The 22615-nt window shown below is 60.6% G+C and carries 21 protein-coding genes; 6 read left to right on the top strand and 15 right to left on the bottom strand.

Annotated elements, in window-relative coordinates; genetic code table 11:
* Nucleotides 1–68: 68 nt before the first annotated feature.
* From ACCD02_RS09890 to ACCD02_RS09870, 5 genes are all read right to left on the bottom strand, one after another.
* Nucleotides 69–1157, bottom strand: a complete 1089-nt coding sequence (locus ACCD02_RS09890; RefSeq protein ID WP_413300810.1) for a sigma-54 interaction domain-containing protein — start codon at nucleotides 1155–1157, stop codon at nucleotides 69–71.
* A 134-nt stretch (nucleotides 1158–1291) separates the two neighbouring features.
* The gene (locus ACCD02_RS09885) at nucleotides 1292–2050 is read right to left on the bottom strand and encodes a GGDEF domain-containing protein (protein WP_413300808.1); all 759 of its coding nucleotides are present in this window, start codon (nucleotides 2048–2050) and stop codon (nucleotides 1292–1294) included.
* A gap of 14 nt (nucleotides 2051–2064) precedes the next feature.
* Nucleotides 2065–2451 carry a DUF1987 domain-containing protein gene (locus ACCD02_RS09880; protein ID WP_413300806.1) on the bottom strand — a complete coding sequence of 129 codons (387 nt, stop codon included), beginning with the start codon at nucleotides 2449–2451 and terminating at the stop codon, nucleotides 2065–2067.
* A 33-nt stretch (nucleotides 2452–2484) separates the two neighbouring features.
* Complete coding sequence (locus ACCD02_RS09875) at nucleotides 2485–3042, bottom strand: SiaB family protein kinase (protein ID WP_413300804.1); 558 nt, start codon at nucleotides 3040–3042, stop codon at nucleotides 2485–2487.
* Entirely contained in the window at nucleotides 3035–4282 is a 1248-nt protein-coding gene (locus ACCD02_RS09870; RefSeq protein ID WP_413300802.1) for a SpoIIE family protein phosphatase, read from the bottom strand. Before ACCD02_RS09870 ends, ACCD02_RS09875 begins: the two co-directional genes overlap by 8 nt.
* A gap of 562 nt (nucleotides 4283–4844) precedes the next feature.
* Here ACCD02_RS09870 and ACCD02_RS09865 point away from each other — a divergent pair.
* On the top strand, nucleotides 4845–6113 hold the full coding sequence (locus tag ACCD02_RS09865; protein ID WP_413300800.1) for a putative porin: 1269 nt from the start codon (nucleotides 4845–4847) through the stop codon (nucleotides 6111–6113).
* A gap of 278 nt (nucleotides 6114–6391) precedes the next feature.
* Nucleotides 6392–7276 (top strand): putrescine utilization regulator PtrR, encoded by an 885-nt coding sequence (gene ptrR, locus ACCD02_RS09860; RefSeq protein WP_413300798.1) that lies wholly within the window; start codon nucleotides 6392–6394, stop codon nucleotides 7274–7276.
* A gap of 6 nt (nucleotides 7277–7282) precedes the next feature.
* Here ptrR and ACCD02_RS09855 read toward each other — a convergent pair whose 3' ends face one another.
* On the bottom strand, nucleotides 7283–8053 hold the full coding sequence (locus ACCD02_RS09855; RefSeq protein ID WP_413300796.1) for a class I SAM-dependent methyltransferase: 771 nt from the start codon (nucleotides 8051–8053) through the stop codon (nucleotides 7283–7285).
* Nucleotides 8054–8297: 244 nt separating this feature from the next.
* Between ACCD02_RS09855 and ACCD02_RS09850 the strand changes: the two genes are divergently transcribed.
* Nucleotides 8298–9446: a MalY/PatB family protein gene (locus ACCD02_RS09850; RefSeq protein ID WP_413300794.1), complete on the top strand. Its 1149-nt coding sequence runs from the start codon at nucleotides 8298–8300 to the stop codon at nucleotides 9444–9446.
* A 121-nt stretch (nucleotides 9447–9567) separates the two neighbouring features.
* On the opposite strand, the gene ACCD02_RS09845 is transcribed toward ACCD02_RS09850, so the two are convergent.
* Nucleotides 9568–10593 (bottom strand): AraC family transcriptional regulator ligand-binding domain-containing protein, encoded by a 1026-nt coding sequence (locus tag ACCD02_RS09845; protein WP_413300792.1) that lies wholly within the window; start codon nucleotides 10591–10593, stop codon nucleotides 9568–9570.
* A gap of 177 nt (nucleotides 10594–10770) precedes the next feature.
* On the opposite strand from ACCD02_RS09845, the gene ACCD02_RS09840 reads away from it, so the two are divergent.
* Nucleotides 10771–11955: an acetyl-CoA C-acyltransferase family protein gene (locus ACCD02_RS09840; RefSeq protein ID WP_413300790.1), complete on the top strand. Its 1185-nt coding sequence runs from the start codon at nucleotides 10771–10773 to the stop codon at nucleotides 11953–11955.
* A 14-nt stretch (nucleotides 11956–11969) separates the two neighbouring features.
* Entirely contained in the window at nucleotides 11970–12821 is an 852-nt protein-coding gene (locus ACCD02_RS09835; RefSeq protein WP_413300788.1) for a 3-hydroxybutyryl-CoA dehydrogenase, read from the top strand.
* Here the strand turns inward: ACCD02_RS09835 and ACCD02_RS09830 are convergent.
* The 3 genes from ACCD02_RS09830 to ACCD02_RS09820 form a co-directional block, all read right to left on the bottom strand.
* Nucleotides 12812–13369 (bottom strand): LysR substrate-binding domain-containing protein, encoded by a 558-nt coding sequence (locus ACCD02_RS09830; protein ID WP_413300862.1) that lies wholly within the window; start codon nucleotides 13367–13369, stop codon nucleotides 12812–12814. The genes ACCD02_RS09835 and ACCD02_RS09830 overlap by 10 nt on opposite strands.
* Nucleotides 13370–13404: 35 nt before the next feature.
* Complete coding sequence (locus tag ACCD02_RS09825; RefSeq protein ID WP_413300786.1) at nucleotides 13405–13665, bottom strand: LysR family transcriptional regulator; 261 nt, start codon at nucleotides 13663–13665, stop codon at nucleotides 13405–13407.
* 237 nt (nucleotides 13666–13902) lie between these two features.
* Complete coding sequence (locus ACCD02_RS09820; protein WP_413300784.1) at nucleotides 13903–14508, bottom strand: DJ-1/PfpI family protein; 606 nt, start codon at nucleotides 14506–14508, stop codon at nucleotides 13903–13905.
* 143 nt (nucleotides 14509–14651) lie between these two features.
* On the opposite strand from ACCD02_RS09820, the gene ftrA reads away from it, so the two are divergent.
* Nucleotides 14652–15605 (top strand): transcriptional regulator FtrA, encoded by a 954-nt coding sequence (gene ftrA, locus ACCD02_RS09815; RefSeq protein WP_413300782.1) that lies wholly within the window; start codon nucleotides 14652–14654, stop codon nucleotides 15603–15605.
* A gap of 115 nt (nucleotides 15606–15720) precedes the next feature.
* Here ftrA and ACCD02_RS09810 read toward each other — a convergent pair whose 3' ends face one another.
* From ACCD02_RS09810 to sbnA, 5 genes are all read right to left on the bottom strand, one after another.
* The gene (locus ACCD02_RS09810; protein ID WP_413300860.1) at nucleotides 15721–16818 is read right to left on the bottom strand and encodes a serine hydrolase domain-containing protein; all 1098 of its coding nucleotides are present in this window, start codon (nucleotides 16816–16818) and stop codon (nucleotides 15721–15723) included.
* A 130-nt stretch (nucleotides 16819–16948) separates the two neighbouring features.
* A complete protein-coding gene (locus tag ACCD02_RS09805; protein WP_413300780.1) occupies nucleotides 16949–18094 on the bottom strand; it encodes an iron-containing alcohol dehydrogenase in 1146 nt (381 codons plus the stop codon).
* A 4-nt stretch (nucleotides 18095–18098) separates the two neighbouring features.
* On the bottom strand, nucleotides 18099–18749 hold the full coding sequence (locus tag ACCD02_RS09800; RefSeq protein ID WP_413300778.1) for a LysE family transporter: 651 nt from the start codon (nucleotides 18747–18749) through the stop codon (nucleotides 18099–18101).
* A 45-nt stretch (nucleotides 18750–18794) separates the two neighbouring features.
* Nucleotides 18795–20576: an FAD/NAD(P)-binding protein gene (locus ACCD02_RS09795; protein WP_413300776.1), complete on the bottom strand. Its 1782-nt coding sequence runs from the start codon at nucleotides 20574–20576 to the stop codon at nucleotides 18795–18797.
* Between the two features lie 26 nt (nucleotides 20577–20602).
* Complete coding sequence (gene sbnA, locus ACCD02_RS09790; RefSeq protein ID WP_413300774.1) at nucleotides 20603–22606, bottom strand: 2,3-diaminopropionate biosynthesis protein SbnA; 2004 nt, start codon at nucleotides 22604–22606, stop codon at nucleotides 20603–20605.
* Nucleotides 22607–22615 lie beyond the last annotated feature (9 nt).

The following is a 22615-nucleotide window of genomic DNA, read 5'->3' as shown; positions in this document are numbered from 1 at the left end:
ACGGTCCACGCGGTGAATCAGGCATACCGTGCTGATTTTTTCGCAGGCAAGCCTCGCTCCAACCACCTTCATTCGTCAGCAACGGCCTTGGCCCTGCCCTTGAGCATCCCATGATTGACCAGCAAGGTGCGCATGGCATTGCGGGTAATACCCAGCAGCTCGGCGGTGCGCAGTTGATTGAAGCTGCAATGGGCAAAGGACTCGCGCACGATCAGGTCTTCCAGGTCGAACAACAGCGTCTCCCCAGGCACCTCGAATAACCGCTGCAATTGCTCGCGGATGATCTCCTGGGGCACCCGAGAGATCCGCTCGGTGCCAGTCGAGGTGGACGACAGCCCAGCAGAAAACTTCAGGTGCTCGGGCCGCAGGACCTTGTCCCCCGCCACCAGCAACGCCAGATGCACGACGTTCTCCAACTCGCGGATGTTGCCCGGCCAGGGGTACGCCAACAGCGCGCTGACGGCTGCTTCGCTGAGCATGGGCTCGGCGATCTTCAAGCGCTGGCTGTAGACACAGCGGAAGTGCTCCACCAAAGGAATGACGTCCAGAGGGCGCTCACGCAATGGCAGCAGTTGCACTTGGGCGACGTTGATCCGGTAGAACAGATCAAGGCGGAAGGTCGCGGCTTCCACCGCCTTTTGCAGATCGATATTGGTCGCCGTGACCAGGCGAATATCGATCTTGATCGGCTTGCGCGAACCGACCCGGACGATCTCCTGCTCTTGCAGGGCGCGAAGCATCTTGACCTGCAGTGGCAGCGGTAAATCGCCGATTTCGTCAAGAAACAGAGTGCCGCCATCGGCCTCTTCGAACCAGCCGGCACGCCGTCCCGTGGCGCCTGAGAAGGATCCTGCCTCATGACCAAACAGCTCGCTTTCGGCCAGGCTTTCGCTGATCGCACCGCAATTGACGGCAACAAAGGCGCCCTTGCGTCCGCTGGCGGTATGGATGAAACGCGCCACCAGTTCCTTGCCGGTACCGGTTTCGCCATTGATCAGCACGGGGGCTTCGCTCGGGGCGATGCGCTTGAGATAGTCGAGCAAGGCTTGCGAACGCGGATCCGCAAAGACCAGCGCCTTGGCCCGCACAGACAGAGGGTTTTTCTCGCCCTGCGGCAGGGTCAGTAACGTCGCGGCGTTCCCAGGTCGTTCATTCATATCCAGGTATCCGGCAATCGACAGAGAGGGTCAACTCTCCTCAGAAAGCAAATGATCCGGAAAAACGAATATGACCGAAAGGAATTTATAACGATTTATATATTCACTTTTAGCATATGAAATATCAGCCCGTTTCAGCCCGACGTATCAACAGCCACATCGACGCGATTGCGTCCGGAACGCTTGGCCTGGTAAAGCGCGGTATCCGCTGCCCCGTAGGCGCTGTCAAAGCTGGTTCCGGCAGGACTGGCACTGACGCCGAAGCTGGCAGTGATGGCGCGGTTCACCGGATGTTGATAGACGTGCCCGGCAATGGCTGCGCGCAGGTCTTCAGCCAGGCGAAAGCCCTCCTCCAGCGTACCGCCCGGAATCAGTACGGTGAACTCTTCGCCACCGACCCGGCCGATCAGGCCGCCGTCTCCCATGATGCGATGCAGGCAGCCGACGATGCCCTGGATCACCGCATCGCCCGCCGGGTGACCGAACTCGTCGTTGACCTGTTTGAAGTGGTCGATATCCAGCACGATCAGGGCCGCACCGCTTTTCTTCAAGGCCCCCACTGCCAATTCGATGATCGCGCCGCGGTTCAGCACGCCAGTCAGGGCGTCGTGAGTGGCGCGGTATTCCAGTTGCCGGGCCAGGGTCTGCAACTGGGCGTTGAGCATGTTCATCTCGCGCTCGGCACGGTCGCTGCGGCCGATCAGACGCCGGGTTTCGCGCATCAGACGCTCGAAATGCGCGGTCATGTCGGCCAGGGACTGCCTGTACAGCGACGCATCTGCCTGAGGCAGAGCCAGGATCGAGCGGGCGTGCTCGATGGCGTCGGTTTCGCTCTTGAACAAGTCCGGAACGGGCTCGCCCAGGATGCTGACAGAAGTTGCCGGAACAGGCATGACCGTTTTCCCTCTTAGCTGGCGATGGCGTGATCGTTGAAAATGATGGCGGTGAAGTCAGCCTTCAGCTCTTCGCCGAATTCGAAGATCGTCTCGTCTTCTTCATCGTGATACCAGTTCACTTCAACCCGGTTACCCATCTGGGCGGCCTGATCCAGGGCATCGAAAATACTGAAGAGCATCTTGGTGCTGGAGCTGTTGAAGTACGCCAGGGCGATATTTGCAGTGATCTGCGCGCCATCGCGGCTGGCCAGGTACTCGCGCAGTTGCTGGACAATGGGTGCGTAGAACGCTGCGGCATTTTCCGGGTAGGACTCACCTTTCATGGCCAGCAGGTCTTGGTCAAAGCGAAAGTCGACTTCCGGCGACGTTGCGGTTGCTTCAATGTAGAAATTTTCCATGGCTCACAGGTCACTCTTTTCAGGCGTGGCTTCTTAGATGGTGGCTTTGAGGCAGAACAGTGTCGTCTCTGGATCGTCCGCGCGCGGGTGGAAGCTGAATTCCAGCGGCGCACTGGCGTCCCGGGCCATGGTCAGGAAACCCAGGCCTGCGCCTTTGCTGTCCGCCGGTGTTTCGGCACGCAAAGACACTTTGTAAGCCTGTTTTATTTCATCCAGAGACATGTGGCACAGCGGTTCGAGTTTCTCGCGCAGGCGTTCGACGTCGCGGGTAGCGATCGGGTTGGCGCACAGCATCGCGTGACGCTCGCCTTCGGCGCTGATGCACACCGCGCCCTGGCGCAGGTCAGGCGCCTGCTGCAACAGGTCCGACGAGTAATGAATGATGTTTTGCGACAACTCGACGAAGGACGAGAACAGCTTGCGCCGGGTCGGCCCGTTGACCCCGGAGATTTCCAGCTGCAACTTCACCACTTCAGCCATGGCCGCGACGATGTGATGAGAGAAATACCCCATGTGATAGAAAATCACGTTTCGCTGTTGGGCCAGGTCGAAAAAACTGTTTTCCTGACTGGCCGGATTGATCTTAATCATGCTTGTTCCTAAGACGGGCACAAAATAGGGTGAGGTCGTCGCGTCGAGCCTGGTCTCCCTGCCAGTCAGCCAGCGTGCGCTGGAGCTCCCTGCCAATGTCGATCGCCGGCTTGTTGCGGTGCTGCACAATGGTTTCAAAAGCCTTGCGCCGGCCGAAGGCGATCTTCTTTGGCCCGCCGATCTGGTCGGTCATGCCATCGGTGGCAATGAACACCAGGCTGCCGGTACGCATCTGCACGGTACTGACGGCCCAGCAATAGTCATGATCGCTGTCGACATAGCCCACGCCCATGCGCTGCCCGGCAATGGTGTCCATCTCGTCGGCGTCGGGTTGCAGCACGTACAGCGACATGCGCGCGCCAGCGAAGTTAAGTACGTGATCGCGGTTATCGACCCAGAAGAACGCAGCATCCAGGCCGTCGTCGGACTCCGGGGTTTCGTCCACGCCCTTGACCTGCCCCAGCAGCTCCTTGACGCTGCGGTTCACCGCAGACAGTAACTGAGCTGGGTCGCGCGGCCCCAACTGGACCAGGGCCTGAGTCAAAGAGGACGAAGCGATAAGCGTCATGAAGGCGCCGGGGACGCCGTGGCCGGTACAGTCGGCAATGGCGCCGAACCAGCCGTCGGGATAGGCGCAGAAATGATAAAAGTCGCCGCCGACCACATCCCGTGGTTCCCAGACCAGCGCCGCGTCATCCAGGGTCGACTTCAGCGCATCCCGGGAAGCCCGCAGCATGGCGCGCTGGATCACGCTGGCGTATTCGATGCTCTGCATCATCTGGCGATTCTTCTCGGCCTGCATCGCCGCCACGACCGCCATCAGTTGCAGGCCATTGCCCAGGCCGACAAAGACGCCATCGCGGGTCACGATAAAACCGTCCGCCAGGGCCTTCTCGCCATATTCGACGGTCTTGAAGGTCAACTCTTCAATGCTCATCTGAGCATCGACGACCAAGGGCTCCTTGTCCATGAAGGCAATGCAGCTCTTGCGGTCGTACAGCTCGCGATGAAAGGGTTTGCTCATCTGCGACAGGAAGATATTGCGGTTGATCAAACCGATCGGCCGCCCCTTCTCTACGACCGCCAGACACACCATGTCTTTCTGTGAAGTAAAGAACTCCATGACCAGACTGTTGGTGCTGTCGGAGTCGATCGACGGCACTTCCTTGCACAGGTCACCGGCGCAACGGTGATCGCGAGGCAGTTTTGGACGCATGAAGGGGAAATGTTCGGCGTGCATGCTGGATCAGCCGGGCTGGGATGAAGGCAAAAGGCTATCCCTGAAATATGAAGCTTCCATGACAGTCGACGCTTTAATGCAGAAACCTGCTTTTCGCGCCCGTAGCTCGTGGTGAACTATCGAGTCAAATGAAATACAAGTTAATTCCATCATCATCAAATGTTAATAATTAAGCACTCATCCTAAATGCGCTCCCTTGCAGATTTATTCCCGCTTCGGCGGGTTTTTTTATCTTGCCTCATACCTATTTATTTTTTGTTATGCAAGCAACGATTCGCACAAAAAGACATGGCAAGTTCATCGCCTGCATTTATATAAACCCAGCTAGAAAAACAAGAATAATTCGCATAAAAATCCGACGGATCTTTTTATAGATAGCTCTAGAACAAGGCTTTCAGAGGAGTAATCGTCATCAGTTTGTCATGTCAGAGCAATCAACCCATCACAATGACTCGCAATACTGCCGCTGCTTTCAACATCCCATGAGTTGCTATCTACCGCGCTCTATTTTCGCAGTAGTTATTGGGACGATTATCGAGCTTTCTCGGCTATGGAGATTAATATGCAACGTGTTACCCAAATGACTGTGGCTGCCCTGTGCGGTGGTTTGCTACTGGCCGCGAGTGTTCCGGCCAACGCCGCTGTTGATGCAAAACTTCTTGAAATGCTCAAGGCCAACGGTTCGATCTCGCAAGCCCAATATGCGGAACTGCAAGCAGAGCTGAGCAAGGATCAGGCCGCTCAAGCGCAGCAACAGCAAGCCATCGCCGCTGCGAGCAGCAAGGCTTCGGACCTGAGCGCTTTCGAGCAAAAAGTGGCCTGGGCCGCCAAGACTCAGTTCAAGGGTGACGTACGCGTTCGTCAGGAGACCATCAAGATTGATGGCCAGACCAACTCCCAGGACAAGGATCGCCAGCGTATTCGTGCCCGCCTGGGCGCCTACACCGAGATCAACCCGCAAGTCAGCACCGGTATCCGTATCGCCACTGGCGGCAGCAACGATGCCCGCTCCACCAACCAGGATCTGGACGGCTACTTCGTCAAGAAAGACCTGTGGCTGGACCAGGGTTACATCGACTACCACCCGGACGCGATCAAGAACCTGCACATCATCGGCGGCAAAATGAACCAGCCGTGGGTGAGCATGGGCGATATCATCTGGGATAGCGACATCATGCCGGAAGGTCTGGCCGCCACCTACAGCCTGCCCATCAGCAAGAACTTCGAGCTGTTCGGCAGCGCCGGTAACTACACCCTCAAGGACAACATCGATGGTGACGGTACCCAGTTCAAAAACGACCTGCGTCTGAACGCTGGCCAGTTGGGCATCAAGTTCGCACCGATCGACATGCTGAAGTTCACCGCTGGCGGCAGCGTCTATCAGTACCAGAACGACAAGGACTCCGCGGCCCTGGCGGTCAACGGCAACAACACCAACCGCTTCCGCCTTCTGGAAGGCTTCGGTCAGGTGGACATCAACGGGCTGGCCGTGCCTTTGTCCCTCTATGGCCAGTACGTGGTCAACAACGCCACCGACAGCGACGAAGACACTGGCTGGCTGACCGGTGTGAAAACCAAGGTGTTCGGTTTCAACCTGGACTACAACTACCGCGATACTCAGCGTAACGCAGTGGTTGGCGCCTTTACCGATTCCGACTTCGCCAACGGCACTACCGGTTCCCGTGGTCACAAGCTGAAAGTGGGCTACGACATCGACAAGAACTTCGCTGTCGGCGCGACCTACTTCCTGACCAAGGCTGACTTCGCCAACACCGCTCGCCGCGATGCTGACGCCAATACCCTGCAACTGGATGTGGAAGCCAAGTTCTAAGAATCGCTGAAACCCTGCTGCACGCGTGAACCCCGGCCTCTAGCCGTCTGCCAGTCATGGCAGGTGGCTAGAGGTTTTTTGTGCCTGGCCCTCCGGGGCACGGTCTGCAGGAGCTGCCGAAAGCTGCGAACAGGGTTGGCTGACACCCCGCTATCACAGCCTTCGGCAGCTCCTGCACAAGCACCTTATTCCGGGTAGCGATGAAATATTTGATAGGCTTTGCGCTTCCTACGTCTTTATGAAAGATTTTAAATAACTCTTTCTTCCCTGGAGAAAGCATGGACCTGACCCAACTGGAACTATTCAAGGCCGTCGCCGAGGAAGGCAGTATCAGCGCAGCCGCTCAGCGCCTGCATCGGGTGCCCTCCAACCTGACCACGCGAATCAAGCAGCTGGAGCAGGAACTGGGCGTGGATCTGTTTATCCGGGAGAAACTGCGCCTGCGTCTGTCCGCTACCGGCTGGACTTTCCTTACCTATACCCGTCGCATTCTCGATCTGGTGGACGAAGCCCGCCAGGCTACCTCGGGCACTGAACCCCAGGGCATATTCGCCCTCGGCTCACTGGAAAGCACGGCGGCTGTGCGTCTGCCCGCCCTCCTCGCCGAATTCCATCAACGCTATCCGAAAGTCGAACTGGACCTGTCCACCGGGCCCTCCGGCGACATGATCGACGGCGTGCTCTCCGGGCGACTGAGCACGGCCTTGGTCGATGGTCCGCTGCATCACCCGGATCTTGACGGCGTGGAAGTCTTCAACGAAGAAATGCTGCTGATCACCGCTGCCAGCCATGTGCCAGTGAACCGCGCCCAGGATGTCAACGGCAAGACCGTCTATGGCTTCCGCTCCAACTGCTCCTACCGGCGACATTTCGAGGAGTGGTTCAAAGCCGATGAAGCGATGCCGGGCAAGATCTTCGAAATGGAGTCCTACCACGGCATCCTCGCCTGTGTGACTGCCGGCGCAGGTGTGGCCATCGTGCCGCGCAGCATGTTGGAGAGCATGCCGGGCAGCCGCAATGTCAATGCCTATCCGCTCAACCAGGCCTTTCGCTACCGCACCATCTGGCTTATCTGGCGCCATGGCGCACGCTCAGCGAACCTGACTGCCTTTATCGAGATGATCAAACAGCAGCATCCCGAGCCACTGGCACAGACGACCTGAACAACCTCAAGGCAGACGCCGGTAGCGATAGGCCTGGGTCTGATACGGGAACGCAATGATCTGTTGATCACGCAGGGCCGCATGACTATGAATCAACTGGCGCAGCTGTCGGGCCACGTCCTCATTCTGCTCGGCAGGGAGCGCAGCGATAAAGCTCACCGACATGAAGCGCTTGATGATCACCTCCTCGGCCGTGCCGCTATGGCTGTAGCTGAAACAGCTCAACTGCGGTTCGGAGAAATAACGCCCGGTAAAGGCTTCGCGCCATTTGCCGTTATGGAAACGCGGTGTATCGCCCTCATAAGGGGTGATGATCTCGGTGATTGCAGCGACCCAGTCCACCGACTCGTCGCGCACATTCCAGATCAGCCCTAACTGCCCGGTGGGTTTGAGCACCCGATGAATCTCGGCCAGGGCCGCTTCGCTGGCAAACCAGTGAAAGGCCTGGGCGCAGGTCACGGCATCGGCGGTTTGCGGGTCGCAGGGAATCTTTTCGGCGGTGCCTTCGAGGATGCTCAGGTCCGGCAGACTCTTGACGAACTCGGTGCGCATTTCGGCAACCGGTTCGACGGCGAGGATATCGTGGCTGACGGCGCTGAGCAGACGGGTGAACTTGCCGGTGCCGGCGCCAAGGTCGATTACTGTCGAGTCGGCCCCTATGCCCAGATCTTCAGTCAGCCAGGTCTTGAGGCCCTCTGGATAGTCAGGTCGGCCCTGGGTGTAGGTAGTGGCCTGGGTGGAAAAACCTTTTTGCGCGGATTGGTGGACGCCGGTCATGGTTGCCTCCTGTCGTATCAGATCCGGGACCTGACGTGGAATGAAAACTTTAGGAGCGCCGCCCGGCCGCTCCTGTGAATCCGGTGTTTGCTACGGGACAGCACGGTATCAGCGAAATATTCGCTGGAAATCAACGATGCTTTATACACCTGCAACAAGTCCATTTGCAGGTGGACCATGGTAGAGCACAGCGTTAACCTGCTGCTTTTGATCTAAACATCCGCCCCTGCCCATCGAGACCGCTATGCCCCTGAATCTGGATACCGTCATCGACCGCCACGCCACCGGCAGCAAGAAGTGGAGCCAATATCCCGCCGACGTATTGCCAATGTGGGTCGCCGACATGGATTTCCCGGTTGCCCCGGTCATCATCGACGCCCTGCAAAAACGTCTTGAGCACCCTATGCTCGGGTACTGCGTGGCTCAGGACAGCCTGCGCCAGACCCTGGTCGAGCATCTTTGGAGTGCTTACGCCTGGAAGGTTGAGCCCCAGGAACTGATCTTCCTGCCCGGCGTCATGCCCGGCGTCAACATGGCCCTCAATGCCTTGGTTCGCCCCGGCAAGCCAGTGATCGTGCAGACGCCCAACTACTCGCCCCTGCTCCTGTGCGCTGCCAACTGGAGCCTGCCGCGGGTCGACCTGCCGTTCAGCGCCGATGCCAAGGGTGAATACCACACCGACATCACCGCCCTGAAGAAAGTCCTGCCTGGTGCCGGTGCTTTCGTCATGAGCAACCCGCACAACCCGCTGGGCAAGGTGTTCAGCCGCGAGGAGCTGCAACAGATCGGCGACGCTTGTCTGGCCCACGACACTCTGATCATCAGCGATGAGATCCATGCCGACATCCTGTTCGACGGGCGCAGGCACACGCCGATCGCCTCCCTGAGCCCGGAGCTGGCGCGACGTACCATCACGCTGATGTCAGCGAGCAAGGCCTATAACATCGCCGGGCTCAAGACTGCCTTCGCTATCGTCCAGGACCCGGAACTGCGTCATCGCTTCAATAGCGGCAGGCTGGATATGGTCGACAGCGTCAACGCCATGGGCCTGGAAGCCACGCAAGTTGCCTACGCTCAGGGCGGCGAATGGCTGGCTCAGGTGCAGACCTACCTGCAGGCCAACCGCGACTATCTGGCCGAAGCCCTGAAAACCCGCTTTCCGGGAATCCGCATGCATCTGCCGCAAAGCACCTACCTGGCCTGGCTGGATTGCTCGGGGCTGGGTCTGGTCAATCCGCAGAAGTTCTTCCTGGAAAAGGCCAAGGTCGCCCTCAGCGCCGGGCCTGAGTTTGGCGACGACTGCAAACAGTATGTCCGCCTGAACTTCGGCTGCCCGCGGCCGCTGCTGGAGGAAGGTCTGGCACGGATGGAGCGGAGCCTGCAAGGCCTGTAAAAGACCTGGTGGCCTCAAGACCTGTGGGACCGGCTTAGCCAGGAAGAGGCCGGTACATTCGCGGCATTTTCTCAATCAGCAAAGACGCCTTCCCGGCTGAAGCCGGTCCCACATCGGCGGCTCACAACCCCGCATCGTCCTCCACCGGCCGGCTTGCCCGGTAACTGCCAGGGTTCTCCCCGGTCCACTTCTTGAACGCCCGGTGAAATGCGCTGGGCTCCTGGAAGCCGACCATCACCGCGATATCGCCGATGCTCAAGCGCGTCTGGCGTAGTTTCTGCTGGGCTATGCCGCGGCGTACTTCGTCCTTGATCTCCTGGAAGGCGCAGCCTTCGCGCTCCAGTCGACGGCGGAAAGTGGTCTGACTCAGATGCAGTTCCCTGGCCATCTCAACCAAAGTCGGCCATTGGCCGTAGTGGCTATTGCGCAGGCGCTGGTAAACCTGGGCGGCCAGGCCCTGCTGGTTGCGGAAACGGATGATCAGCCAGTGCGGAGCGGTGCGCAGGAATGTTTTCAGGTTGGCCAGGCTCTGCACTACCGGCAGGCGCAGGTAGTGGCTGGAAAATTCCACTTCGGTACGATTGCCGCCAAAAGTCAGGTTAAAACCCCACAGCAGTGAATCATCGGCCATGCGCGGGCGGCCGTGTTGCAATTGCACCCGGTCCAGCGCAATACGCCGACCGCTGAGCCAGCACAGCAGGCTGACGATCAATTGCAGGAAGGTTTCCACACCGAAGCGCAGGCGCTCATCGTCCTCGCCCCGGCTGTCGACACAAATAATCGCGCGCTGGCCGCGAATCACCAGATTGCCGTGGAAGTCGCGCAAGAACAGACCGAAGTTGCCCAGGCACTGGCGCAAGGCCTTTTCCAGGTTGGGTTCCTGAATCAGCCCACGACAGATCAGGGTGAAACTGCCCCGGGGCATGCCGTGGGAGTCGAGGCGGAAAAACTCGTCGTCCAGCTCGCGCAGCAAAATCAGCCACAGTTGGGCAAATGCACTGACCGAAACCCGCCCGTCCGGCTGACCCAGTACGGCTTCGTCGATACCCGCTTCGGCCAGTACGGCCTGGCGGCGCAACGGCTGCTCGCGCAAGGCGTAGGTCACGGTCTGCACGTAATAGACCGCGACTGAATCCTTTTCCTGCATGCCCGGTTTTCCTTTTTATTTGATCAGAGCCGACCCCTGAGGGTGCCAATGGTAAAGAACGCCAGACGATCTGGACAGTTTCGACATAGGCCCCGACAGGATGCGCGCCCTAGACTGCGCCGCCTGCTATGAAAGCGTCTTTACTTTTATGTTCAACAACAGTTCCAGGGAGTCGACATGAGCAATAACGAGGTTTATATCGTCAGCGCGCTGCGCACCGCCATCGGTGGCTTCGGCGGCTCGCTCAAGGACGTCTCGCCCATCGAGCTGGGCACCCAGGTCAGCCGCGCCGCCCTGCAACAGTCCGGGCTTGAAGCCGGGCACATCGGTCATGTGGTCATGGGCCATGTCATCCCCACCGAAGTGCGTGACGCCTACCTGTCGCGGGTGGTGGCCATCGAGGCCGGGCTGAACAAGGAAACTCCGGCATTCAACGTCAATCGTCTGTGCGGCTCGGGCCTGCAGGCCATTGTTTCGGCGGCGCAAGCGCTGATGCTCGGTGATGCCCAGGCCGTGCTGGCCGGCGGCAGCGAATCCATGAGCCGTGGCGCCTACATCATGCCGCAAGCCCGCTGGGGCGCGCGCATGGGCAATATCCAGGCGATCGACTACATGCTCGGCGCTCTGCACGACCCATTCGCCAATATCCATATGGGCATCACTGCGGAAAATATCGCCGAGCAATACGGCATTACACGCCAGGACCAGGATGCCCTGGCCCTGGTCAGCCAGCAGCGCGCGGCCCGTGCCATTGCCGAAGGTCGCTTCAACGGTCAGATCGTGCCAGTGGAAATCGCTACCCGTAAAGGCACCGTGCAATTTTCGGTGGATGAGCACGTGCGTGGCGACGTCAGCGACGAGCAGTTGGCGAAAATGAAACCGGCGTTCAAGAAAGACGGCACGGTCACCGCCGGCAACGCCTCGGGGCTCAATGACGGTGCTGCAGCATTGGTCATGGCGACAGCGACCATGGTCCGTGAACAAGGCCTCAAACCCCTGGCCCGCCTGGTCGCCTACGCCCATGCCGGGGTCGAACCGTCGATGATGGGCCTGGGACCGATTCCGGCAACGCGCAAGGTCCTGGAAAAAGCCGGGCTGACCGTCGCCGATCTCGATGTCATCGAATCCAACGAAGCCTTTGCGGCCCAAGCCTGCACCGTCGCCCGCGAGCTGGGCTTCGACCCGGACAAGGTCAATCCCAACGGCTCGGGCATTTCCCTCGGTCACCCGGTGGGCGCGACTGGCGCAATCATTGCCACCAAGGCTATCCATGAACTGCACCGGATCCAGGGCCGCTATGCGCTGGCGACCATGTGCATCGGCGGTGGCCAGGGTATCGCCGTGCTGTTTGAACGGGTCTGAACGGAGGAACCATCATGAGTCTGCACAATATTGCCGTGATCGGCGCCGGTACCATGGGTAACGGCATTGCTCAGGTCTGCGCCAGATCGGGCCTGCCCGTCACCCTGCTGGATATCTCCGATGCCGCGCTCGAGCGTGGCATGGCGACGATCCGCAAAAACCTGGAGCGTCAGGTCAACAAACAGGTGATCACTGAAGACGAGGCCGCCACTGCGCTGCATCGTATCCACTGCACCACCGACTACGCAGCGCTGAACGACGCCGACTGGGTCATCGAAGCCGCCACGGAAAACCTTGAACTCAAGCTGCGCCTGCTCAAGCAGATCGCTGAGCATGTCAGCGCCGACTGTGTGATTGCCTCCAATACATCGTCGCTGTCGATCACTCAACTGGCCGCGAGCGTGAATAATCCGGAGCGTTTCATCGGCCTGCACTTCTTCAATCCGGTGCCGGTGATGGGCCTGATCGAGGTCATTCGTGGCCTGCAGACCAGCGACCTGACCCACTTCCAGGCCCTGGAAATGGCCACGCGCCTGAACAAGACGGCGATTACCGCCGGCAACCGTCCGGGCTTCGTGGTCAATCGCATCCTTGTGCCGATGATCAATGAAGCCATCCTGGTCTTGCAGGAAGGCCTGGCCAGCGCCCAGGACATCGACGACGGCATGCGCCTGGGCTGCAACCAGCCTATCGGCCCCCTGGCACTGGCCGACCTGATCGGCCTGGACACCCTGCTGGCAATCATGCAGGCATTCTACGATGGCTTTAATGACAGCAAATACCGCCCCGCGCCACTGCTAAGGGAAATGGTCGCGGCGGGTTATCTGGGACGCAAGACCGGCCGTGGTTTCCACAGCTATAACTGACTGGCCTTGTTCTTGAGAATGTCCAGCACCGCATTGGCGGCATTGGACAGCAACGAAGTCGGTCGGGCGATGACACTGATGCGTCGCTCGACCGGGATCGGCAATTGCACATAGTCGAAAGCGCCACCGGCCTCGGGCAACAGTGCCCTGGGCAGGATACTCAGGCAATGACCCTTGGCGACCAGATCAAGCAAGGTATCGACGTTGCTCAACTCGCCGCGATGGATCAGGCGCAACTGTACCGAAGCCAACTGGCTGTGCAGACGCTCGACGCCGGGATGACGCCAGGACACATAACGGATCGCCTGGACCAGTTCGTAGAAGTTGCGGGTTTGCGGCCATTTGCTGCGCGCCGCGACCAATACGTAGTCATCGCGCCAGTGATGGTGTTCAAGGTGATGGTCGTCCAGCGTGGTGCTGGGCATGATCAGGATATCGGCCGAGTCTTTGTGCAGGACCTCCAGCGAAGGGTTCTGCTCGCTGCTGTGCACGACACTCAGGTGCACTTCCGGATGCAGCCGCGACAGCGCCTCGATCGCCGATTCCAGGGTGGTCTCCTGGATATGGGTGAAGTAATGAACGCTTACACTGCCGCCGACGGCATTTTTTTTAGTTGCTCAAGGGTCGCCATGATCTGCCCCAGGGTCTGGTTGATCACCTGGCCTTCGGGGGTCAGGGTGCAACCGGTGCGGCTGCGCACGAACAGGCGCTTGTTGAAGAAGTCTTCGACCTCTTTGATGGCATAGCTGATGTTGGACTGACTGACGCCGAGAATGGCGGCGGCTTCGGAAAACGAACCTTGCAGCGCGACGGTCTGCACGACTTTGAAGAAGTGGGTTTTCATGGGGCGACTCTCACGGGAGCACGAAGGAAACCGCAGCGGCCGCCCCTTCCCGGCCCGCATGGCGACGGATGCACAGGAACGAAGCGAGCCTGTCCGGGTTACCGGATATTGTTCAGAACAGCGGTGGCAAGCCCGGCGCCCGGGCATGCTCACAGGTTCAGGGTCACGGATGGCGATCCGTGCCAACCATTACAATGCTCTGGCTCCGCAACCCCGAAACCGTGCAGCCTGCATGGCTCAGTCGTTCTCGGTCCAGTCGAAATCCATTTGCAGTGCGGTGCGCTCGGCCAGCTCTCGGCTGTGCAAGCGCTCGACCATATGCAGGCTCATGTCGATACCGGCAGAAATACCGGCCGACGTCACGAAGGCGCCCTCATCGACCCAACGCAGGGTGCTGAGTACGTCCACCGACGGGAACATCTCCTTGAGGTCGCTGATATCTTCCCAATGGGTGGTGACCTGCTTGCCGGCCAGCTTGCCCGTCTTGGCCACCAGGAAAGCCCCGGTGCATACCGCCGCCACGACACGCTCGGGTACCGCCTGATCACTGATCCAGCGAATCACATCGGGCTTTTCCAGCTCGGCATTGACCACGCCACCGGGCACGATCAGGCAATCGATGTGCGGGTGATCGGAGATCGAGTAATCGGGGTCCACTTTCAATCCGGCTCGAGCCCGTACCGGCGCGGTGCTGCGCCCTACGGTAAAGACATTGAACAGCGCGCGGTCATCGCGGCTGTTACGGGCGTGCATACGCGTCGCCGTCGTGAAAACCTCATAGGGACCGGCAAAGTCGAGAACTTCAACGTCATCAAAAACGTAGATGCCAATGTTGATCGACACGAGTGCGCTCCTCGGCCGGCTTGCGCGGCCGCCATTCATAGATAATTTGAAATAACTGGATCTGTTGCTGACAGGGATCAGGTTAACGAGTACAACTACGGCCAACCACTGTCCCAAATGCCAATATCCGGTAACATCGCGCCATGAAAAATCATCTCGTCGTTGCGTTGATCTACAACCAGCTCTGCACCTTCGAATTTGGCTGCACGGTCGAGGTCTTTGCCCTGAAAAGGAAAGAGCTCGGCGTGCCCTGGTACGAGTTCGCCACCTACCCGGTCGACGAGGGTCCGATCACCGCTGCCGGAGGCATAACCATCGTGCCCACGCCCGGCGAAGTGCTCCTGGAAAACGCCGACACCATCATCGTGCCGGGCTGGCGCGGGGTTGAGTCGGCGGTGCCGCAGAAGCTGATCGAACAGCTACAGGCCGCCCACGCCCGGGGTGCACGGATCTGCTCGATCTGCACCGGCGCCTTTGTCCTGGCGGCCGCCGGGCTGCTGGAAGGCCAGCGCGTGACCACTCACTGGCGCTACACCGATCTGTTGGCCAGCATGTACCCCGGCCTGACCGTGCAGCCCAACGAGTTATATGTCGATCAAGGCAATATCGTCACCGCAGCCGGCTCGGCGGCGGGTCTGGACATGATGTTGCATCTGGTACGCAACGATCATGGCGCCAAGGTGGCGAACATGGTTGCCCAGCGCATGGTCATCCCGCCCCATCGCGACGGCGGCCAGTCGCAATATGCCTCGCGTCAGCTGGTGTCTAGCGGTGATGGCCAGGTATCGAAGCTGATGGACTGGATCCGCAGCGATCTGCAGCATCCTCACACCATCAAGGAAATGGCCGACCGCGCCGCCGTCAGCACCCGCACCCTGCACCGCAGTTTCATGGAAAGCACCGGGCTGACGCCTTATGACTGGCTGCTGGGCGAACGCATCGCCTATGCCAAGGAACTGCTGGAGTCCTCGCACCGGCGTCTGACGGAGATTGTCGAAGCAGCGGGTTTCGGCTCGGAAGAGTCCTTCCGACGCCATTTCCGCAATCTGGTGGGGATCAGCCCGAGCAGCTATCGCAAGCAGTTCGCGAGGGCGTGAGCCGTTGGAGCATGCGATGCGGCAACCCGACATGCTCGCGAAGGCTTCGACGCGTTATTTCTGATACTTCGCGGCGCTATTCGCGGGCAAGCCTCGCTCCAACGGGTCTGGTACATCATCCGTAAATCGCAGTTACCAGCCCATCCGCCACCTCCCCCCAGGCCCCGGCAACTGCGGTATTGGTCAGACACACCAGACTGATCCCGGCCTGCGGGTCCACCCAATAGTGACAACCATACAACCCGCACCAGGACCAGGTTCCGGCGCCCTGCCGCTGCCCGGCCACTATCGGATCGGTCAACAGCAATGGCCCCAGACCGAACTTCCAGCCCGGCCCTCGATGACTGATCTCGATGTCGCCAATGGCATTTCCCAGCAACAGCGCGCTACTGGCCGGTTGCAATAACGGCGCACCGCCCATGCGCAGACATTCCAGCAGACGCAGATAATCATCAGCGGTACCGATCAAGCCCGCGCCCCCCGAAGGATATCCGCGGCGATCAGGCGTCAGCCGGGCCTGACAACCGTCGATGTCCAGCACCTCATCGGCCGTCATGGGCAGGCCACCATCCGCATAGCCCATTGGCAGGATTTGACCGGTTTTCAGTTCGAATGAGGTGGCCGTCATACTCAATGGACCGGTTACCCAACGGTGGATGGCGTCAGACAATGCCAGCCCGCTGGCCACTTCGATCACAGCGCCAAGCACATCGGTGGCCAACGAATAGCGCCAGGCGCTGCCGGGGTCGAACAGCAACGGCACCTGCGCCAGACGCCGCAAATTCTCGCCCAGACCGAACGCCACCTGGTCCAGCCCATCCGACACCCCTGCCCGCCCATAATCATTGCCCGGCGGCATTTCGAAGCCATAGCCCAGGCCTGCCGTATGGGACAGAAGATGGCGCAGGCTGATGATCGCTTCGCGCCCATCGGCCAGTCGGGGTCGAAAGCCCGGTAGCCAATGGCTCACCGCCCCGTCGAGCTGCAACAGCCCCAGCTCGCACAGACGCAGAACGCAGACCGAGGTCAACAGCTTGGTCAGGGAGGCCAGGCGAAAGCGCATATGCCGCGTGACCCGCCGCCCGGCCTCACGATCCGCCCAACCGAGGGCACCGGCATAACGCAACTCGCCATCCTGGGCCAGCAACAACACGCCGCCGACAATCTGGCCGCGAGCGGTCACCTCGCGCCAATAATCAGCGACACGCCCTATCACAAGTGGATTCAACGCTATGGGAGCGTGCGGTGCGGTGATCCGACTTGCCCGCGAAGGCCATGGGTCGGGTTCAAAATATCTGTCCGATGTACCGGCCTCTTCTCGGGCAAGCCTCGCTCCCACCGGCTTAGAGCGCACGCAGGAATATCTCGCTATACACCTGCGCCGAATGCCGGATCGGATTGGTATGGGAGCAGCCATCGGCAAACGCCATGCGCCCGACCCGTTCGGCGTCCCGGTCATCGATGCCCAGGGCACTCAGGCGATGGGGAATGCCGATCTGTTCGCGCAGGCCCAGCAGCCAGTCCATCACCCCGCTGAAACCGGGGCGCGGCAGGTCGAGAAGGCGCGCCAGGTCGCTCATCTGCGGCCCCAACACAGAAGCGTTCGCCTGCAGCACATAAGGCAGCAGGATGGCGTTAAGCAAGCCGTGATGGTGGTCGTACAGGGCGCCAAGGGTCTGGGCGATGGCGTGGACGCCGCCCAGACCTCGCTGGAACGCAGCCGCGCCGAGACTTGAAGCCACCAGCATCTGCTGTCGCGCGTCGAGATCGCTGCCATCAGCCACGGCCAGGGGCAGGTACTGCTTGATCAACTGCATGCCCTTGACCGATACCGCTTCGGCCATGGGGTGATACATCGGCGAGCAGTAAGCCTCCATGCAATGAGTCAAGGCATCGACGCCGGTGGCGGCAGTCAGATGTGCAGGCAGTTCCAGGGTCAGCGTCGGATCGAGAATCGCCACCCGCGGCATCATCCGCGCGTGCAGGATGGTGCGCTTGACCCGGGCTTCTTCGTCGGTGATGACCGAAGCGCGGCCGACCTCCGAGCCAGTCCCGGCGGTGGTCGGCAAAGCCACGATGGGCGCGATTCCCAGTGGATCGACCCGCAGATGGTTATCGCCGATATCCTCGAAATCCCACAGTGGACGGTTTTGCCCTGACATCAATGCCACAGCCTTTGCCGCGTCCAGGGCCGAGCCACCACCGAAAGCGATGACGCCGTCATGCTCGCCCTGCTGATAGGCCAGCAAACCCTGGGCGACGTTATGCCCGGTGGGGTTGCCCTTGACCTGATCGAACAGGCCGCAGCTACCAAGCGCGTCAGCGCAATCGGCAACGGCTGAACGAATCATCGCCGTGCCGCCAAGAAACTGATCGGTAATCAGCAAGGGCCGCGTGATACCCGCCACCCGGCAGGCGTCGGCAAGTTCGCGAACGCGGCCAGAGCCCACGCGAATGGCGGTCGGGTAATTCCAGTTAGCGTTATCCATGGGTTCAGCTCCAGGTGATCAGGCCGACCGGCAGCAGGCCGATCAACAGACGAATGCCGAAGGCGACCATGAACAGCCCGGTGACGATATCGATGGTCTTTTTCATGCGCGCATAGCGCTGCTGCACCGAAGGAATCGAGAACAAAGTCGCCAGCAGGACGAACCAGGAGATCGCCAGCACGGCAATGATCGACACCCCGGCGGTACGCACCCACATCGGCATGCCCGGCGTGGTCACGGTGGTGAATACACTGGTGTAGAAGGCCAGGGCCTTGGGATTGGTCATATTGGTCAACAGACCGAAACGATAGGCACGACCCAGGTTCTGGATACCCAGCGAGGCAATATCCCGAGGCTTGGGCTGGCTGCCGGCATTGCGCAGGCTCTTGGTACCCAGCCAGGTCAGATAAGCGCCGCCAAGCAATTGCAGGCCCGGTTGCACCCAAGGCAGTTGCTGGAATACCAGGCCCAGCCCGGTGGCCGCCAGCAAGGCCCAGATGATGCTGCCTGAGGCGACCCCCAGGCCGGCGCAGATCCCCTGCTGCCGGGATTGGCTGAACGACAGTTGAGTGATGACCAGAAAGTTCGGGCCGGGGCTGATGATCAGCACGATAAAGGCGCCGGCCAGGGCTGTGAGCAAAGTGATCTCGGACATCAGTAGTTTCCTTTCAGTTATGGAGTTGAGTGATAGCGAAAAGGGTTAACCGGCCAGGGCGGGCAGCATCCTGGCGCCCCCCAGCGCCTCAAGACACGACTGCACCGCGGCCCTTGCCTGCAAGGGTGCGCGGCACGTCGGGTCGAGGGTGGGTACGTAATGGTTGTAGAAAAGGCAGCCTTCCACCGCCGGGCCAAGCACCCACAGACGCTCATGCACCGAGCCGTCACTGCGTCGGGCACGGTTATGCCGGTCGATGTCGATGCCATCGGCGGGATAGTCATGGGCGCTGCGCAACTGGCCCTGGCGCAGCAAGTCGTCCAGCAACGGATGACGCTGGCAGGACAGGCCGCTATGGGCGTTGCGCGCACGGATCAGGCTGTCCACCTCCACCGTCATGGCGCAGTGTTCGGCCATGGGCCGCAGCTCGTAGCCCATGGCCCGCTCGATCATCCGCATCGGTGGCAGAACCTGCACCACACCGGCATCGATCAAGGCCAGCAGGTCTTCGTAGCGTTCCTTCTGTGGACCGCCTACCAGGCGATTGGATACCCCGGCCCAGTTACCGTAAAAGTCCAGGGTCGAAGCCTCATCGAGACCGTCGTGATCCACCGCCAGGCGCAGCAGATCGCGATAATCGCGCCAGACTTCCAGCGCCTGTTTGAGCGGGCTTTGCCGGGTGCCGAGACGGCTGAGAGCCAGGTCGCTTTCGATCCACTGACGAAACCAGTCGCCATAATCCCTGGCATCGCCCCGCCAGGGTTCGGTACCCATCCACTCGCCCGGATCAAAGTCGCCATAGATCTCGGCCAGTTGGGCGAACAGCGCATCCCGCACTGGCTTCTCCATGGCCCCGCACAAACGGACTTGCAACTGCGCCAGATGTTGCCCGCCGAACTGCCGGGCCTTGGCCTGATAGAACCGCGCGCGCATTTCGTCTTTGATCAGAGGCAACAGGTCGCGGCGAAAATCCAGGCGCCGGTCAGCGCGCCGTTGACGCAAGGTATCGATGGCTGCGGCCGTGAAATACAGGCGCGGGAAGCCCGGTTTTTTGCCCTCCTGCCACTGCGGCCGGGCATGAAACGGCAGGCCGCTGCGGGAGAACAGGAATAGCTGCGGCTCATTCCCCGACGCCTGGTAACGCCAGCGCTGTCCGTCCCGCACATAACGCCCGCCCCTGCCCTGGGTCAGGGCCGCCAGGGTATCCATGGCGGTCAGACCCAGACCCTCGATAGCCACGCGCTGACCGGTAGCCGGCCCTCCCGTCATCATCAACGCGTCCTGTCCGCGAGGATTATGGCCGGTGGTCAGAAACAGCCCGTCAGCTTCGTAGCAATCCCCCTTTTCGCTATGCAGGATATAAGCCTCGCCGCGGGGACGGCAGGCGACGATGCGTTCAGCGTGATGGCGAATGTCGATATGGGCCGGGCACAGCTCCAGTAGCAGCCGATAGCTGGCCTGCAAATAGCGCCCCAGCAGCTTGCGTGGAACAAAGTCGCCGTAAGCCACCGGCTGACCGCAGCCATCAGCGCTCAGGTGGCCGCGTTCATCCAGCAGGACCCCTTGGGCATGACACCACTGCAGAAACCCCGGCATCGGCGCCGCACTGGCAGGAAATGCGGTAGAAAATGCAGTCAACTGCCCGGCCATGGTATTGAGCATCAGATAGTCCGGCTGCTCGGCCCAATGCAGGCCGCCGCCCGGCTCCTGCGGGTCGAAGACTTCGATCCGCAGACGCTGACCGCTCCAGTCCCGGGCCAGGCCCAGCAGCTGTTCCAGCACGCTGAGGCCCCGGGAGCCCATGCCGACGATTGCGATTGTGTGCATGACTTGTTCCTTGTCCATGAGCATCCTCACCATCGGTTCGATTCGAAAAAGAACTGCGGCACCGGCACTGCGCTGCCTTCGGCAAGGGCCTGGCGATACAGGCGCTGCCCCACGGCAAGGTCGAGCACGCCGAGGCCGAACGGCGAGAAGATCGTCGGCAGGTCCGGGTCGAGGGTCACTTCGCCGAGCATTAGCTGCGCCAGGGTCCCAGTGATAAAGGAGCGGTCCTGATAGCGCTGCACGGCCAGATCCGGCGAGGTATTGGCCTTGAGGCAGTGCTCGACGTCATCCAGCAGGTTATTGGCGCGAGCGATGATTTCCGGGCCCAGGTCGCGCAGAGAGATATTCAGCAACAACTGATCGGCACGGAAACGCCGATCCAGCACGTAAGGACTGGGCGCAGTGGTAGCGAACAGCACAACGTCGGCGTCCAGGGCTTCATCCAGTTCGGCCAGACGGGTTTCCAGACGTTGCCGTTCGCCGTGGGCGATCAGGGCATGGGCTGATTCCAGATGCGGGTCATGGATCATCACCTCGCTCAGTTCCCAGCCATCGCTGACGAACAGATCGACAATGCTGCGGGCGATAAACCCGGCACCGATAACTGCCAGGCGTTTGATCTGTCTACGCTGACCAAGAATCCAGCGCGCCGCCAGCACCGCCGATGCCGCCGTGCGCAGGGCACTGATCCGCGACGCTTCCAGGCAGGCGTAGGCATAACCGGTGTGGGCATCGTTGAGGATCAAGACCGCTGAAGCCCGTTGCAGCCCCGACTGAATATTGCCGGGAAAGCTGGAAATCCATTTGATCCCGCTCACCGCATGCTCGCCGCAAAGGCTGGCGGGCAGCGCGATAATCCGATTGGCCGGGGCCTCGGGGAAACGCAGGAAATAGCTGTCCGGGTTGATCGAACGCCCGGCGTGATGTTCCAGATAAGCGTGACGCACGTCCTCGATACAGGCATTTGGATCAGCTGCCAGCAACCGCGCCACGGTCTGGCCGTCGACCACATGGAACGGCGCCTTCTGCTGCTCAGCATGCAACCACGTGGTGCGGGTTTCATCGATGGGCATGTCGTCCAGGGTCATGCCCAGTACGCCGCGACCGAAGCGCTGTTCGACCCAGTCATCGTCGTACAGCGTGTCCAGATAGCGATCGCCCCAGTCCGGCGACAGTGCTACCACCACCGAACCCGGTGCGATGCGCTCACGCCAGGCATGTACCGCCGAAATCACCGTGGCCGTGGAGCCGCCCACCAACAGGCCTTTGTTGCGCGCCAACAGCCGCGACATCGCCACGGTATGGGCTTCCGGGACCATTTCCAGGGCATGAATGCCTTCGACATTGAAGATCGGCGGCCGCTGGCTGGTGCCCAGCCCGGGAATGAAACGCTTGCCCGCCGGGGTGCCGAAGGTCACCGAACCGATACTGTCCACCGCAATGATTTTGGTCTGGGGGTGATGGCGCTGGAAATACTGCACACAGCCCATCAGCGTGCCGGTGGTCCCGGCCCCCACGAACAGGTAGTCGACATGGCCGAAACGCTGGCCGATGGAGCGCGCCGTGGTACGGGCATGAGCCCGGGGATTGGCGGCGTTTTCGTACTGGTTGAGCCAGACATAGCGTGGATCGGCGACGATCTTGTCGCGAATCAGCGCGATCCGCGTGCCGAGGAATCCGCCATTGGCATCGGCGGTCTCGACCTTGATCACCTCTGCGCCGTAGCTGTGCATCATGCGGATGTTATGGGCCGAGCTATTGGGATCGACCACACAGGTAAAGCGAATGCCACGCTCGGCGCAGATCATCGCCAGGGCCACCCCCAGATTGCCGGAGGATGACTCGATCAGCACGGTATCCGGCTTGATCAGGCCACGGCCTTGCAGGTCGTCGACCAGGCCTACGGCGGTCTTGAGCTTGATGGAGCCGGCCGGATTGAGGGATTCCAGCTTGAGGTAAAACTCATGACCCAGACCGGCGACTTTGAGGAAAGCCTGGTCGTGAACGATATCGGAAAGCTTGTCGTACATGATCAGCGC

This window comes from Pseudomonas sp. Pseusp88, assembly GCF_047303955.1.
In the GTDB taxonomy this organism is placed as follows: domain Bacteria; phylum Pseudomonadota; class Gammaproteobacteria; order Pseudomonadales; family Pseudomonadaceae; genus Aquipseudomonas.
The sequence above is the reverse complement of the archived record's forward strand: the minus strand, read 5'-3'. Positions and strand labels throughout refer to the sequence as shown.

What these genes read in the sequence shown, in the direction of transcription:
- ACCD02_RS09885 (WP_413300808.1), bottom strand. Translation starts at nt 2,050, where the DNA reads ATGCCTGTTCCGGCAACTTCTGTCAGCATCCTGGGCGAGCCCGTTCCG.
- ACCD02_RS09795 (WP_413300776.1), bottom strand. Translation starts at nt 20,576, where the DNA reads ATGCACACAATCGCAATCGTCGGCATGGGCTCCCGGGGCCTCAGCGTG.
- ACCD02_RS09870 (WP_413300802.1), bottom strand. Translation starts at nt 4,282, where the DNA reads ATGCACGCCGAACATTTCCCCTTCATGCGTCCAAAACTGCCTCGCGAT.
- ACCD02_RS09875 (WP_413300804.1), bottom strand. Translation starts at nt 3,042, where the DNA reads ATGATTAAGATCAATCCGGCCAGTCAGGAAAACAGTTTTTTCGACCTG.
- ACCD02_RS09855 (WP_413300796.1), bottom strand. Translation starts at nt 8,053, where the DNA reads ATGACCGGCGTCCACCAATCCGCGCAAAAAGGTTTTTCCACCCAGGCC.
- ACCD02_RS09825 (WP_413300786.1), bottom strand. Translation starts at nt 13,665, where the DNA reads ATGAAAACCCACTTCTTCAAAGTCGTGCAGACCGTCGCGCTGCAAGGT.
- sbnA (WP_413300774.1), bottom strand. Translation starts at nt 22,606, where the DNA reads ATGTACGACAAGCTTTCCGATATCGTTCACGACCAGGCTTTCCTCAAA.
- ACCD02_RS09805 (WP_413300780.1), bottom strand. Translation starts at nt 18,094, where the DNA reads ATGGATAACGCTAACTGGAATTACCCGACCGCCATTCGCGTGGGCTCT.
- ACCD02_RS09850 (WP_413300794.1), top strand. Translation starts at nt 8,298, where the DNA reads ATGCCCCTGAATCTGGATACCGTCATCGACCGCCACGCCACCGGCAGC.
- ACCD02_RS09865 (WP_413300800.1), top strand. Translation starts at nt 4,845, where the DNA reads ATGCAACGTGTTACCCAAATGACTGTGGCTGCCCTGTGCGGTGGTTTG.
- ACCD02_RS09835 (WP_413300788.1), top strand. Translation starts at nt 11,970, where the DNA reads ATGAGTCTGCACAATATTGCCGTGATCGGCGCCGGTACCATGGGTAAC.
- ACCD02_RS09890 (WP_413300810.1), bottom strand. Translation starts at nt 1,157, where the DNA reads ATGAATGAACGACCTGGGAACGCCGCGACGTTACTGACCCTGCCGCAG.
- ACCD02_RS09800 (WP_413300778.1), bottom strand. Translation starts at nt 18,749, where the DNA reads ATGTCCGAGATCACTTTGCTCACAGCCCTGGCCGGCGCCTTTATCGTG.
- ftrA (WP_413300782.1), top strand. Translation starts at nt 14,652, where the DNA reads ATGAAAAATCATCTCGTCGTTGCGTTGATCTACAACCAGCTCTGCACC.
- ptrR (WP_413300798.1), top strand. Translation starts at nt 6,392, where the DNA reads ATGGACCTGACCCAACTGGAACTATTCAAGGCCGTCGCCGAGGAAGGC.
- ACCD02_RS09880 (WP_413300806.1), bottom strand. Translation starts at nt 2,451, where the DNA reads ATGGAAAATTTCTACATTGAAGCAACCGCAACGTCGCCGGAAGTCGAC.
- ACCD02_RS09845 (WP_413300792.1), bottom strand. Translation starts at nt 10,593, where the DNA reads ATGCAGGAAAAGGATTCAGTCGCGGTCTATTACGTGCAGACCGTGACC.
- ACCD02_RS09840 (WP_413300790.1), top strand. Translation starts at nt 10,771, where the DNA reads ATGAGCAATAACGAGGTTTATATCGTCAGCGCGCTGCGCACCGCCATC.